Source organism: Paraburkholderia sp. CNPSo 3272 (genome assembly GCF_024206495.1).
In the GTDB taxonomy this organism is placed as follows: domain Bacteria; phylum Pseudomonadota; class Gammaproteobacteria; order Burkholderiales; family Burkholderiaceae; genus Paraburkholderia.
Genome location: NZ_JAMBPQ010000011.1, coordinates 135,522 through 148,492, shown reverse-complemented (window position 1 = coordinate 148,492; position 12,971 = coordinate 135,522). Strand labels below are relative to the sequence as shown.

Below are 12,971 nucleotides of genomic sequence, written 5' to 3'. Positions count from 1 at the left end.
TCCATGAAAACCAACGTCTCCCAACGCACGCCCGAGCAGAAGGAATTCCATCGTCGTCTCGGCCGCCTGAAAAAGCAGAGCGGCGAACTGTCGCTGATCGAGGCGGGCGCGGTGCTCGGCGCTGCCGCCCTGCTATCGCTTGCGCTCTTCTACGGCGTTCCGTTCGTGCGCAACATGGTGCAGTCGTCCACCTTCAAGAGCGAGGCGGGCATGTTCCACACGGGCATCCAGAACGCCACCGCGAACGACTCCGACTTTTCGGCCGAGTCGCTGGCGACGCTCGCGCAGAATCACGCGTTCGATGCGGCAGGCGCTCGCGTGGCTAGCGACAACTCCTCGGTGACGGGGATTTTCGGTGGCCAGGTGACCGCGGAACCCGGCACGGTCACGTCGTCGAACGACGCGATCGTGACGAGCTATCCGGTGCCGAAGGCGGTCTGCTCGATGTCGATCAGCGCGGTCGCCGACATCTTCACCGAGGTGACGGTGAATGGCACCGTCGTGTCGAGCCCGTCGACGAAGTTCAGCAGTGCGACGGCGGGCAATGCGTGTGCCTCCGGTGGCGACGTGGCCACGGTGGCGATGTACACGACGCGCAGCTAAGGACCAGGTATGGGCAGCATTATCGAGATGGCGGTTTTCCTCGCGGCGTCCGCGATCCTGACGGTGTACTCGATCCGCGAGGACATCCAGAAGCATCTGGCATCGTTGCTCGCTACTGAAGGCCAGAACGAGGCGGTGATCACGGACGCTCTGGGCCGCTGGGCCAACGAGAACTTCTCGACGCTGCTCACCCAGTACACGCAGTCGGGCAACTCGACGTTGACTGCGCCTACCATTGCGGACCTGCAGACCGCTGGCAATCTGAAGCAGGCGTACCGCGCCGGGCCGTTCTGGGGCGGGACCTACACGATCCAGATGAGCATGCTTCCGGCTGGCTGTACGGAAACGGCAGGCAACTGCCACGTGTCCTGGATCTTCTACCCGTCGCTTCCATACGCGCGGAACGGCAAACCGGACGTGTCGGGCGCGGCGCAGATCGCTGTAGCGGCGAACTCACAGGACGTGCAGTTCGGCTATTCGTCGACCCGCAATGCCGCAACGATCTCAGGACTCAACGGCGCGTGGACCGCAAACAACCCACTTACGGGGACGCCCGCGGCCGCGATTCTGGCGACCAACGGCCAGAACTCCGACGGCAACTCGCTTTACATCCGGCGTGACGGCAGCCTGACGTGGACTGGCGACCAGAACGTCAACGGCGTGAGTTTGCACAACGTCAACAGCATCGACGCGACGGGCACGATCGCAGTGCCCGCGGTGTCGGCGTCAAACGTCGCGGTTTCAAATGCGGTGCGCACGCCCTCGACGCTCTATGTGCAGAATTCTGCGGGCACGGCGCCCGCGCCGATCGACACGGGCACGGCCGCGGTGCATGGCAACGCGACGGTCTACGGCGCGCTGGAGGTGGCGAACACGGCGACGCCTCGCGCGAGCTGCGCCTCGACTTCCGGCACCACGCGCGTCGCAGCCAATGCAGACGGGTCTGGCCAGTTGCTGTCCTGCCTCTACAACCAGTGGGTCCCGGTCAGCGGTCCCGCTCCGCGCTACCAGTACTACACGGTCGGGTATGGGAGCTACGTTCCGGCGCCGCAATGCTCTGCAGGGGGATCCCCCCAGATCCTGCTGGTGCCCCAGAGCTTCAACATCAACACGACCGCCCAGTTCAACGCCTATTCGACCGGGACCGGACCTTGGACTGTCTATTTGACCGACGGCTCGAACAGCAACATTGGCGCACAAGGTGTCGTCGAAACCTACTGTGCTTATTAGGAATAGCAGCCATGAAAAACGGCATGTCGCGCTGGAAGCGCTTTGCACTTGGACTGATTCTGTTGCTCGGCGCGGCGAGTGCGAAAGCGGAGGCCCCAGCGCATTGCTCCTATGGCTATCAGGATTCGAGCTGCCTTGGGCCGCAATACCGAGCGCCGCAGACACCGCCAACCTGCTCGACCGGTGTCGGTTGGACCACGCTCACGCCAGCGAAGTGGATAGGCTCGGGATTTACGCAGCCGGCGTGTCACTACGACGCGCCGCCGACATGCGCGCCTGGATACGATCAACAATCGGCGCCCGTGTGGAACGGATCTGAATGGGTTGGCTTGGTTTGCGTCCCGCAGGCCCGCCAGGTCACTCCACCCACGCAGCTAGCCGCATGTGAAGCAACCGGCAATTTCCCGGGCACGATAGCTGGGACGGTACTTAGACCTCCTGCCTCGCAGTACGCTATTTCTTCCAGCGGCACGATGACAGGCGCGGCTAGCTATAGCAACGTTTATATGCCAGTCATGAATGGCGCAGGTTCAATCGCACCAAATCTCTACTGCAATGGGGCTTATCCCGCGACTACTGGCTCGATGCCTGTTTCCTCGGACGGCAATGTGTACGACATTTTCGTTGCTCAAGCTGGTCAGATTGACGCCAATACCGGACAGCCCGGCATCGTTGCCGCAAGTATCTGCTATCTCCAGACTGGGACGAATAATGTCGCGTATTTACTCCTTGTCGGCATGATGAAAAACCCTGGCACGTGCCATTGATCGCGTTGCAGTGGGTACGCTTTCAGGTGTAGTAAAAAGGGGTGCAGCCTGTGAAGACTGCCCCCCTTTTTTATTGCGACTATCCAGAAAGACTAGCCGGTTAGCTACCGGTCGTGAACGTGCGGGTACGAGTGAAAGGCGTACCGTTAATGGTTCCCGAGACCACCGCCGAATACTTCGTGTTCGGCGAAAGCGGCGTCGCAGGGTAAGCAACCGCCTCGAAAGCTTGAATCAGCTTGTTCGGATCATTCGTCGAATTGAGCAGTTGCAGGTTGATGACGTTGCCCGAAGTGTCGGTCAGCGTTGCAGACGTCAATGCGATCGTGTCGCCCGAATTGGCGCCTAGGGCTACAGCAGGTCCCCAAGCGCCGCTCGTATTGGGCGCGGCGGGGGTCTCGCCAACGACCTTATAGGGCACCCCCGTCGCGCCCTCACACGGGAACATCGTGGGGAGGCTGCCGCTCATCGGCTGCAGATTCGTGACCGTAATGACGCCATGCGCCTCGGGGAAACCGTTGTAAGTCGTCTCGTTCCAGCCGACGCCGATTTGAGTAACCGGCCACACGAAAGCCGCTACATGATAGACCCCGCTCGACCATGCGGTTGCGATGTTCGCGCCGTAAGCGGCTTCGCTCAGCGTTGCGTTCGTGTAGTAGCCGGCGCTTTCGCCTGCCGTTACTACGGAACTCGCGGGATAGCCGACGTGGGTTGCGCGATCCGCATATGTGGCGCCACTGAAGCCCGGGTTGCCCGAAACTTCATCATCAGTGATCGTACCGCCGTTCTTTCCGATGTAGTCCGCATGAGCTTGCGATGCCTGATCGAGAAGTGTGTTTTCCGTCAGTGCCGGGAAGCCGCACGCCTGACGCTGCGTATTGATCTGGTCAAAAATGGCTTGTTGCGCGCTCGCCGATGCGTACTGCGGCGTCGACACGTTGCCAGTCGACGTGGAAGGGGTAGTCGTGCCGGAGCCGGTCGAGCCCGAGCCCGATGACGAGTTGTTGCTGCCCGAGCCCCCGCTACCGCCGCCACCGCCACCGCAAGCGGAAAGCGCCAAAGCGGCTGCAAAGGAAAAGGCGGTGAGCGCGGTGATCTTGTTCTGTTTCATTTTCTTCAGGTCCTTGGTGGTTTAGCTGCGCCCCTCGCGCGAGCCTGATACCAGTTTGCCAGGCCGGGAGCGAAGTCAAGTTCCCGTGGCGGAAGCGGGGCACACTCTAGGGGTAAACGGAAAGAATCCGAAGGTTCTTTAAGCGAAAACTGAAGAAGCCCGCCGGTGAAGCGGGCTTCTATGCGAATTGCGTCAATTTCCGCGCTTGCGGCGCTTTCGATGGAAGACGCGCAGCCCGATGAATGCGGCGACCAGAAGGGCACCGGTTGACTTCGGCGCGATGCCAGCGAGATGGGGAACCGCCTGCCCGCCGATCCAGACCGCCGTAAAGGCGATAAGTGCGTGTGCGACCACTGGACGGTTAAGCAGTGAAAGCATCCTGCTCGGTCGCCCTTCGATCCATCGAGCATATTCCTCGTTGATCTGTTCGAGGTCGCTTGGTGCACCGTGCACTGTGAGCGCCTTGCGATAGAAGCTCTCGTACTGGTCGAAGCGCAGGTCTCCGTATCCGCGAAGCCAAGCCGACGTGCTGTCGCGAACCATCCACGCGAGGTCATTCATCGCAGCGCTCCCGTTAGTGCATCGAGCCTGCGTGCCACGGCACGCCGCCGACCGCGTCAACGATGCAGTGCCCGTCATCTTCGGCGTAGTACGCGCCGGTTTCGGGGTTCTGCCAGCCGAACTGCGCCTTGCCATCGGCGCTGAAGACTACGAGGCCGGCGGGAAGCTCGTGACTTTGCATTTAGACGGCTCCCTTCGCGAGTCGCACTCGGCCCACAAGGGTGTCGCTGCATGCCGGGCAGGTGAAGCTGTTGCGCATTTCGATCTTCGACTCGTTGTTCGAGACGATGTAGTGCGTGCTGCATTCGCGGCATGGCGCGATTGAAAGCCGTGCATCTGCGGCCATCGCTCGGGTGAGGTTGTAGCCACGATCGGTGGCAAGTAATGCGCGTCCTGAGGGGAACAGATGGTTGTACAGATCCGCGGCGGCGATCAGCGCCTGGGGCGTATTGGCGCCCATATTCAGCGCAGAACGATAGAGCCATATGAACACCGTCGAGTGCAGGCGTTGTTGGGGCCTCTCAACGAACCACTGCAGCGAGTTGGGCAGGTTGCCGCACGGGGAGGGTTTGCCGTGAATTGCCATGTACATCTGGCGAGTCTTGCTTTGGGGCAGGCGAAAGAGGGTCGCAGCCGTGCTGGCACGGCATCCGTGCGCCATGAGGGCGGCCGCGTACATTTCGTGAGTTTCCCGACCCAGGCGCAGGTCGGCCCAGTTCGCGGTGTGGGGCAGCTCGCCTGCGCGAAAGGGCGTCGTGGACATGATGTGGTGGGCGACCTGGTCGTAAAGGAGATCGTTCGCGGTGAACTCGAACCAGAATGCCGGAGAAGTGAAGCGCCACTGGAAAAGTGGCAGGTCGCGGATGCGTTCGAGCGCTGTGCGCAGTTTGTATCCGGGCAGTTCGCCAAGGTATCGAGCGAGGTCCGGGGTCATCCCGAGCAGCGGAGCACTCAGGACGCTTGTGTTTGCCACTGCCTGGATCACGTCGAGGAACTGGCGGTTGTGATGCAGGATCGCCTGCGTCGTAAGCGCGTCACGCACCGGCGGCATCTTGCGGCGCAGTTCGTCAACCGCGCGCGTCGTGGGCGTCGCATCGACGAAGCAGCGCCAGTCCTCAATGGTCGGCAGCGATGGCGAGAGCATGAGAAATGGTGCACCGAGGAGGCTTCGCAGCGAACTCTCGTTGCGACGCAGGTGAACGATCTCCTTGACCTCGACGCGATAGATCGCGTTGAACGCTGGGTTCGAGATCAGGACATCCTTGATGTGATCGACCAGATCGTAGTTGATGCCCCGGATTCGTTCGGCGATCCATTGGGGAAGGTAGAGCCGCTCGATGGCCTTGTAGTCATCCACGGACTTGACGTGATTCGGTTCTGTACTCATTTTTTCCAATTCTTATATTTTTCGGTGTCTCTCGCGCGGCCATTCGGTGTGGCCACAATCGCGGAACTCGTTACAGGTTATGCAGCCTTCACTGCGGCGGTGATCTCGAGATGGAACTTGCCGACGAGGTCGCCGAGAGCCTGAAACAGCGGCTTGAAGCGGCCGGGATTGCCGTCTGCGGTGCAAAGAAGCTGTGCGCTGCTGTAGCGCTGTGCGAAAGTGCTGAAGTCTTTCACGAGCGCATTCATTTCTTCGTCCAGCCGTCGTGCAGCTTCGACGGCAGCCGTGCCTTCTTCGAGTTCCGCTTCGAGCTGCGCGCGCCGCTCCGACTTTTCCTCGAGCTCGGCGTCGAGTTCGCGCTTTTTCTCTCGCAGTTCGTCATAGAGATCCTCTAGGCGCTTGAGGTCTTCCTTCACCTGTGGGTCTTGCATGTCGGGCTTGCGCGCACTCAGAGCGAGATTCTCACGGCGCACGGTGTCAAGCTTTTCCTGCGTGTCGTGAAGCTGCTGGTGGAGCGCGCTGGAGCTCTGGCTGCTCAGAGTGAGTTCGTTACGCAAGCGGTCCGTGGCGTCCTGCGCGCTCTTCTGCTGAGAACGCAGCCGCTCGATCTCCTGCTTCAGGCGATTGGTTTCGCTCGATGCAGAGTTGAATTGCTCCATGAGGCCGGCGTACTCGTCGTTTACCGATTCCAGTTCTTCTTTGTCTGCGGCGATACGGTCCCGCTGCTGCCGAAGAATTGCGATCAACTGCTGGACGGTCCGTGTGGACATTTCCGGATCTTGCTTCTTCTTCGCAATGATTTCCTCGACGATGTCGTCGGTGATATCGCTGGCAAGGAGGTACTGCATGTCGGTCAGCCGCAGAAATTCAACGGCGTCGCTGTTCTCGTTGAATCGAGCGTAGGCTTTCAGATGCAGAAGGATCTTGCCTTTCGAGATCCGGTGAAGCTTTTCAAGATAAGCGACTGCTTCCCTGCTCGCCCGTTCTCGGGTTTTCTCGGTGTTTCCATAGGTGGTGGCGTAGTTGGTCTGCACGCGGCGGATCACCTCGCCAAACTTGAACCCGAGATGCATGTGCTCGTGCATGATGCGGCGCACCGATTCGTTGATCTCGGCACTGGTCTGCATCAGGTCCTGGAGCGCCTCTTCCGGAAGCTTGTCGCCAAACGCCTCGCGAGCCGCGAGGGCGATGTCAGCATCCGAGGGCAGGTGGCGGTCGTAGAGGTCTTCGCCGATGCCGGTATCGTCGTTCGGGAGCGTCACGCCGTCTTCCGGGATGGACGGATCGAACAGGGAATCGCTAGATGACTTCTTGTTGCGGTCGTCCTCCGGGATGCTCGGATCGAACGAGGGATCGACAGGTGGCTTCTTGTTGCTCATGGTTATTTTTTCCGTGCGTGTTTATGGAGCGCTATTGGTTCGCGCCGCCATGGACTCTTTGTGCGCGCGCAGGTACAGGCCTAGCGTACGCGTCCATTCCGGCGTAGGTCCGGCGAAAGATGATGAAAAACATGCAGCTTTTGCTTAGTCGCGCGACTATTCATACGGCATTTCCGAAAACAACTTTAGGGTTAACCCGTACACGTTCGTAGTGTTCCTCTAGATCTTTCTCGTCAATTGATGCGTTGTGCATAATTGCTTTCCAGGCAGTACTAACATTGACCGGTTTCTGGCCAGAAAGCCTGAAATTGTGGCGTTTTAGTCGCAGGCAATGCGACAGCTCGTTGCTGTGAATGAGCGTAGGAGGCAGGTCCGGATGAAGCGTGCAATCCGGTGCGGCGAACACACCCAGCCCCTCAATCGTCCACACTTTGGGAAGTTTTGCGTAAAGGAACGCGACCTTCGTCCTGTTCTGGGCAAGGGGCGAGCGGCGCGTTTCGCGCTCGCCGTTGATGGCGACACGCACCAACTCATCACAAGTGGCACCGGGTTCGATCAAGCCAGACCAATTCTTTGTTTCGATCACGAAGAGGCCGAACGGCGTGACTGCAAGATGGTCGATCTCCGCAGTCGGAAAGGCGGTACCCGGCGCGTGGCGAAGAAGCACGGCGCCGTCGTGCAGGTAAAAGTCGTTGCCACACAGGGCCGTGAGAACGCGGCGCAGTTCTGCGCGCACTGCCTCCTCGCCTGCTTCTCCGCGCACGAGCGCGCGTGTGGCGGGTGAGCGATCGCCGAAGCGGGCCGTGCGCTTACGTGGGACGCGCCGGATCAATCGCCAGCCGACGAAACCGATAGCAAGAAGAGCGAAGATGCCAGGCATGAGGACCCCCTGTAGTGATGTTGAGTCCAGTCTGCCAGGGTTTGCGGGAAGTCAAGTTGCGGCCCGGGCGTTGAAGGCGGCGCTCGCGCTCAAGCCCGAAAAGCTGCACAAAAAGTGCACCATTCCGGGTTTAAGCGTTTAGGCGCCTAAACGGACAGGTTGAAAACGGGACGGCCGAACGTAAGCCCACCGGAATTCGCGATCTTTCGATCGCGCACTACCCCGATCGATCCATTAGCCTGAACGTATCCCCGCGTCTAGCACGCATCGAAATGCAGCACGGTACCCGTGCCGCCCCCTCCTTTTACTTTCCGTTTCGCGAGTCCGTTCGCGGTGTCCCGTCCATGGGTCACGGCGAACGCGCTACGCGCCGGTTTCCCTGCTCGACACGAGCATCGAAATCCCAGGCCATGCCTGGCTATCCCCTGGTGCGTTAATTTTTCTGGAGAGAAAAATGCTGAATCTTTTGATCAAGGATGTGCTCAAGTCCCCGGGCAAAGTGCTCGCCTTGTGCCTCATCGTATATCTGGCTGCGACGTCGTTCTTCGTCAGCCTCTTCCTCGTTGGTCTTGGCGTACGCTGGCTGCAGAAGAAGGCGAAAGCCCTCGAGGCAACCGAGCGTGAAGCTGCACGCGAAGCCGCCGACAAGGCGCGCGAGCAGGCACAACCTGAGGTACAGAAGGCTGCTGCCGCAGTGGCTCCTGCTTCGACTGCAACCCCTGTTCAAACGGCTCCGGCGCGGCAGTACGCCAAGTCGGCAGTTGTCATCCCCCTGAAGAAGACCGGGACCGACTAAGGACCCTGTCATACCCCTCCGCCGCGGCATTGCCGCGGCGGCCCCTTGCCCAAGCCGGGAATCCATTCCCGGCCAAGGGTATGCGATTGCCCGGCTTCACCGGAGCAATCGATGAAAGCAGAAGTCGCTGCATGGCAGCTCGACATCTTCGGCGAGGCCTCTCCGGTACTCGTCGTCCCCCCTAAACCCGATCCACTCCCGGATCCGCAGTACTGGAGTCCCGCCGTTCGCGAGGCGCTGGTCGACGCGTTGATTTCACTCGCGCTTGACAGCAGACACGGCGAAACGCTGCCCGAATCACTCATGGACTGCGCATCGTTGATCAATGCGCGGTTGCGCAACGTCAGGGTGGACCGCTCCGCGTACTTCACTGCGCTTGGCTGGATCATGAACTACTGGCCAACTGCGATCCCATATGAGTTCGTCTGTCGCGTGGGCGGCGTCGATCCCGAGACGCTGCAGGAAGTGATACTGGAAAGGCCGTTGCTCAAGCGTGATCTCGAGGAGCTGCGTGATGCCTGTTTCGGCACGTTGCTGTAGGAGGCACCGTGGGCACACATCATCTTTTTCGCGTACTCGCGGACTTCCTTCCCGGACGGTCTCCCAGTGTCCAGGCATCGCCTATGCCTAGCGCACCGCCAACACGCTGCGAACCGCAATCTCCGACGAAGCCGCGCGAAGTCGGGCAGGGCGCATCCAACGAGACGTTCGTCACGATCGGAGGCGTGTTGCATCTTTTCGTTGACGAGGGCGACTGTATTGCACAGTTCCGGCCCGCGTTTGAGGAGACGCCGCGCGAGACTCCGTTCGGGACGAAGATTCTTCCCGAGGTCGCACCGCACTGGTCACTCCTTCGGGAGCATCGCGTTCCGCTCAAGGACGCAATCTCGGTGGCAATTCGTGCGAACGGCGTGCCGACTGCGACCCCTCCGGACCAGCCGCAAGTTCCGATATCTCAGGGCGCTGCAGGCGAAGATGAAACGCAGCATGCGCCCGTGCGGCGGCGGGCGGCGCGAGAGCACGTCGAACGCGGCGACGATAGCCGCGCTGCGACGACCGGCAAGGTCCTTGGCTGGGGTGAGGAGAAATTTCCGAACCGCAGACCGACGGGCAAGCCGTTTTACACCTCGTTCGCCATGCATATCGAAACCGCGATGGGCGAGCGCACGCTCCAGGGTGAAGGCCTGAAGGATGCGATCGCGCAAAGTGGCTGCCGCGTTGGTGATTCCGTTTCGGTTCGTCGTCTCGAAAAGATCAAGGTACCGGCGTTCACCGATGGCGGACGCCCGATCATGAAAAATGGCCAGCAGGTTCTTTGGGACAAGTGGCTCTGGTCAATTACACGTAAATAGGAGCGTTACTCCATGGCATCTGTAAACAAGGTCATCCTCGTCGGCAATCTCGGCGCGGATCCTGAAGTCCGTTATTTGCCCAGCGGCGACGCTGTGGCCAACATCCGTCTCGCGACCATCGACCGCTACAAGGACAAGGCGTCGGGCGAGTTCAAGGAAATGACTGAATGGCACCGAGTCTCGTTTTTCGGACGCCTGGCTGAAATCGTGAACGAGTATCTTAAGAAGGGCTCGTCGGTCTACATCGAAGGGCGCATCCGCACACGCAAGTGGCAGGCGCAGGACGGTACCGATCGATATTCGACGGAGATCGTTGCAGACCAGATGCAGATGCTCGGCGGCCGCAGCGGTGGCGAGCATCGTGAGCCTGGCGGTGATGACGAGGGGTTCGAATCGCGTGAAACCGCGCGACCCCAACGCAATGGAGGCAACGCTGGCTCCGGCTCACCGCGTGCAGCTTCCAGCGTCCCGCCCCGGGCAAGGCCTCCCCAGTCCTCGGCTGGTGGCGGTGCAGGTATGCGTGCGCCCGCCGGCGGTGGCTTTGATGAAATGGACGACATTCCGTTTTCGAGGCCTCTATCCGAGTGCGGCATGGGCTGCTATCTAATCCCGTAAGGGCTCACCATAGCGATCTGCGACTCCCGCAGATCCTCACCTGACGTTTCGTGGCGCGCCTTCGGGTGCGCTGCGCAACGCCTACCCACTGTCGACGGCGCATATCGCGCGCCTCGCTTCCTCGCCTACCTGAAAACTGTTCAAAAGAGCCGCTCGCTTCGCGTGGGCCGCTCCTTTGAGCAAGCGTTTTCACGCCTGTCTCAGGCACCGACCCAACCCACTTCCAAAAATCGGAGAGTGACTAATGAGTACATCTGGACGCGGGCTGCCACCCGAGAAGTACGAGTGGCTGCAACGCAAACTGAAGGAATTCACACTCTCCCCGGAAGCGTGGATTTCGACCTTGATGAGTTACGGTATTTCCGCCGACTGCCTGACCGGTAACGCAAGTTCCTGTCCGGTGTGCGGCGGCGATGACCGCTTTACCTATGACAACAAGAGCGGCCGCGGCGACTGGATTTGCCGAAAGTGCAATGACGGTTATCCGATGGCAGGTGACGGACTTCAGCTGATCGCCCGTGCAAACCGCATGGGGCTGTATCGACTGATGTGCGAGCTCGATGGTGGCTCACCGCCGACGTCACGCGCGCCGCTCAACTCGACGGCGCCCGCGCCCAGGCGCAAGGCCGATCCGGCGTTTGTCGCAAGACGACTGGATGCCATGTGGAGTAGCGCGCAGCCTCAGGCTGTGGGCGATCTGTCGATGCGCTATCTGCAGGATCGTGTGCCTGGCCTCACGGCCGGACCGTCGCCGGCGCTGCGTCTTGGCTTGCTTGAGTATCGCCACGACAAGAAGGTGCTCGGCGAGTGGCCGGGCATCGTGGCGCGATTCGAATTGCCCGATGGGTGTCTTGGCACGCTGCATCGCACCTTCCTCGATCCGGTCAAGCCTGCGAAGGCGACGATTGTGTCGCGGGACGGCGAGATTCTCGATGCGAAGCTCAACGACATGACGCTCAACCCGCTTGCGGGCGGCGCAGTGCGATTGATGTCCCCCATCGACGGGGAGATCGGTGTGGGCGAAGGGCTGGAAACAGTCTATGGCGCACACATGGAGTTTGGTGTGCCGGTGTGGAATTGCCTGAACCGCATCCTGCTCTCGAAGTTCGTTGTCCCGGAAGGTCTCGGGATCAAGGTCGTGCACATCTTCATGGACTTCGATGACATCGATCCGAGGACGCGCCAGTCGCCGGGCGTGAGTGCCGGCCTGGTCCTCGCGAAACGATTGCGTGCTGAAGGCTATACGGTCGTGCCGCACCGACCGAAGTTACGTGGGACTGACTTCGCGGATCAATGGAAGTCGCGCTGGATCGCAGCACATGGAACTGCCCCCTTGGGGCGTCCAGCATCTCACGCATCACGCGTGGCACTGGCCATTTGATTGACGCCGGCCAGTCCGGCATTTTCTTGAACCAGCCCGGTGGGGATTCGTCCCCGCCGGGGATGGACCGTCGGGCTCTTTTCTTTTGAGGTTGAAATGAGCTTTTTCCAGATGAAGGTGGGCAACATGTTCACGATCGTGGCCACCAACGGTGCAGCAAACGGGCACCAGCCAGTGCTCAAATCGGACGCGACTGGCTACGACGTGTTCGATCGGAGCAGTTGCAAGATGGTCTTTCGCGATCAACCCTTCGACGCTGCGTTCGACTTCTGTACGAGACGGCTCTCGTTCGTATCGGCGAAGCCTGTTCAATGATTCCAACGCTAGAAGCAACGGCGGCTCCCACATCGGGAGCCGCCGTTTTTTTTCGTCCATACGAAACGCCTCATCTACAAAAACATGCGGCGACACGTGAAAAGCAGTGAGATCGCGGTGCGCACGGCGTACAGAAATCCCACTGCCCAGGCGAAGCCGACGCTGCCTGCAGTGAAGAGCAGCCTGCCCGAGTCCTGGAGTCCTGCGGCGTAGAGGGCTACGCCGAGCATTGCCACGACATAGCAGGCGAGGGCGACAGCCGCGCGTCGCGCGAGCCAGTGCCAATGCATGAAAGTTGTCCATGCGCTTTCAATCCTGTCCATTACTGTTCCCCAACGTTGTGGGCGCCGTCAAAGAGCACGCCGCCAAACATCCAGCCAGCGATTGCGACCGCGACTAGCGCGCCGATATAGACCCAGGTGAGGGGCTCGTCCAGGCGTTGACCGTGGAGGATGGCGAAGAGACGTTCGTATTCCATGTTGACTGCTCCTTTGAAGTTTATGTACCGGTGCAGGAGGTTGCGCCGGCATCTGATTTGATGATGACATGCCCACACTGAAGTCAAGTCGCGCGGCGCTGCTCACCCTTCCACCGTCC

General features: G+C 60.5%; 17 protein-coding genes. 9 read left to right on the top strand and 8 right to left on the bottom strand.

Annotated features, from left to right (window positions below; translation table 11 throughout):
• The first annotated feature begins 3 nt into the window (after positions 1-3).
• From M3I53_RS16370 to M3I53_RS16360, 3 genes are read left to right on the top strand one after another with little or no spacing between them, the layout of a single operon-like run.
• Positions 4-603 carry a type 4 pilus major pilin gene (locus tag M3I53_RS16370; protein WP_254316953.1) on the top strand — a complete coding sequence of 200 codons (600 nt, stop codon included), beginning with the start codon at positions 4-6 and terminating at the stop codon, positions 601-603.
• Between the two features lie 9 nt (positions 604-612).
• Positions 613-1,833 carry a hypothetical protein gene (locus M3I53_RS16365; protein WP_254316952.1) on the top strand — a complete coding sequence of 407 codons (1,221 nt, stop codon included), beginning with the start codon at positions 613-615 and terminating at the stop codon, positions 1,831-1,833.
• A gap of 11 nt (positions 1,834-1,844) precedes the next feature.
• Positions 1,845-2,600, top strand: coding sequence for a hypothetical protein (locus M3I53_RS16360; protein ID WP_254316951.1), 756 nt, complete (start codon positions 1,845-1,847; stop codon positions 2,598-2,600).
• Positions 2,601-2,700: 100 nt separating this feature from the next.
• Here the strand turns inward: M3I53_RS16360 and M3I53_RS16355 are convergent, their stop codons facing one another.
• From M3I53_RS16355 to M3I53_RS16330, 6 genes are all read right to left on the bottom strand, one after another.
• Positions 2,701-3,534 carry a CAP domain-containing protein gene (locus tag M3I53_RS16355; protein ID WP_309249526.1) on the bottom strand — a complete coding sequence of 278 codons (834 nt, stop codon included), beginning with the start codon at positions 3,532-3,534 and terminating at the stop codon, positions 2,701-2,703.
• Positions 3,535-3,900: 366 nt separating this feature from the next.
• A complete protein-coding gene (locus M3I53_RS16350; protein ID WP_254316949.1) occupies positions 3,901-4,269 on the bottom strand; it encodes a hypothetical protein in 369 nt (122 codons plus the stop codon).
• Positions 4,270-4,282: 13 nt separating this feature from the next.
• The gene (locus tag M3I53_RS16345; RefSeq protein WP_254316948.1) at positions 4,283-4,450 is read right to left on the bottom strand and encodes a hypothetical protein; all 168 of its coding nucleotides are present in this window, start codon (positions 4,448-4,450) and stop codon (positions 4,283-4,285) included.
• On the bottom strand, positions 4,451-5,626 hold the full coding sequence (locus M3I53_RS16340) for a FlhC family transcriptional regulator (protein WP_254316947.1): 1,176 nt from the start codon (positions 5,624-5,626) through the stop codon (positions 4,451-4,453). It abuts the gene before it with no gap.
• A 107-nt stretch (positions 5,627-5,733) separates the two neighbouring features.
• The gene (locus M3I53_RS16335; protein WP_254316946.1) at positions 5,734-7,035 is read right to left on the bottom strand and encodes a hypothetical protein; all 1,302 of its coding nucleotides are present in this window, start codon (positions 7,033-7,035) and stop codon (positions 5,734-5,736) included.
• 160 nt (positions 7,036-7,195) lie between these two features.
• Entirely contained in the window at positions 7,196-7,915 is a 720-nt protein-coding gene (locus M3I53_RS16330) for a nuclease-related domain-containing protein (RefSeq protein ID WP_254316945.1), read from the bottom strand.
• A gap of 454 nt (positions 7,916-8,369) precedes the next feature.
• Here M3I53_RS16330 and M3I53_RS16325 point away from each other — a divergent pair, with 454 nt between their 5' ends.
• The 6 genes from M3I53_RS16325 (at position 8,370) to M3I53_RS16300 (ending at position 12,374) form a co-directional block, all read left to right on the top strand.
• Positions 8,370-8,711: a hypothetical protein gene (locus tag M3I53_RS16325; RefSeq protein WP_254316944.1), complete on the top strand. Its 342-nt coding sequence runs from the start codon at positions 8,370-8,372 to the stop codon at positions 8,709-8,711.
• A gap of 111 nt (positions 8,712-8,822) precedes the next feature.
• The gene (locus tag M3I53_RS16320) at positions 8,823-9,251 is read left to right on the top strand and encodes a hypothetical protein (protein WP_254316943.1); all 429 of its coding nucleotides are present in this window, start codon (positions 8,823-8,825) and stop codon (positions 9,249-9,251) included.
• Between the two features lie 83 nt (positions 9,252-9,334).
• Positions 9,335-10,063, top strand: coding sequence for a hypothetical protein (locus tag M3I53_RS16315; RefSeq protein ID WP_254316942.1), 729 nt, complete (start codon positions 9,335-9,337; stop codon positions 10,061-10,063).
• A gap of 12 nt (positions 10,064-10,075) precedes the next feature.
• A complete protein-coding gene (locus M3I53_RS16310; protein ID WP_254316941.1) occupies positions 10,076-10,678 on the top strand; it encodes a single-stranded DNA-binding protein in 603 nt (200 codons plus the stop codon).
• Positions 10,679-10,922: 244 nt separating this feature from the next.
• Positions 10,923-12,059, top strand: coding sequence for a primase-helicase zinc-binding domain-containing protein (locus M3I53_RS16305; RefSeq protein ID WP_254316940.1), 1,137 nt, complete (start codon positions 10,923-10,925; stop codon positions 12,057-12,059).
• 96 nt (positions 12,060-12,155) lie between these two features.
• Positions 12,156-12,374, top strand: coding sequence for a hypothetical protein (locus M3I53_RS16300; protein ID WP_254316939.1), 219 nt, complete (start codon positions 12,156-12,158; stop codon positions 12,372-12,374).
• A gap of 74 nt (positions 12,375-12,448) precedes the next feature.
• Here M3I53_RS16300 and M3I53_RS16295 read toward each other — a convergent pair whose 3' ends face one another.
• Positions 12,449-12,664 carry a hypothetical protein gene (locus tag M3I53_RS16295; RefSeq protein ID WP_254316938.1) on the bottom strand — a complete coding sequence of 72 codons (216 nt, stop codon included), beginning with the start codon at positions 12,662-12,664 and terminating at the stop codon, positions 12,449-12,451.
• A 32-nt stretch (positions 12,665-12,696) separates the two neighbouring features.
• Positions 12,697-12,852, bottom strand: coding sequence for a hypothetical protein (locus M3I53_RS16290; protein WP_254316937.1), 156 nt, complete (start codon positions 12,850-12,852; stop codon positions 12,697-12,699).
• Positions 12,853-12,971 lie beyond the last annotated feature (119 nt).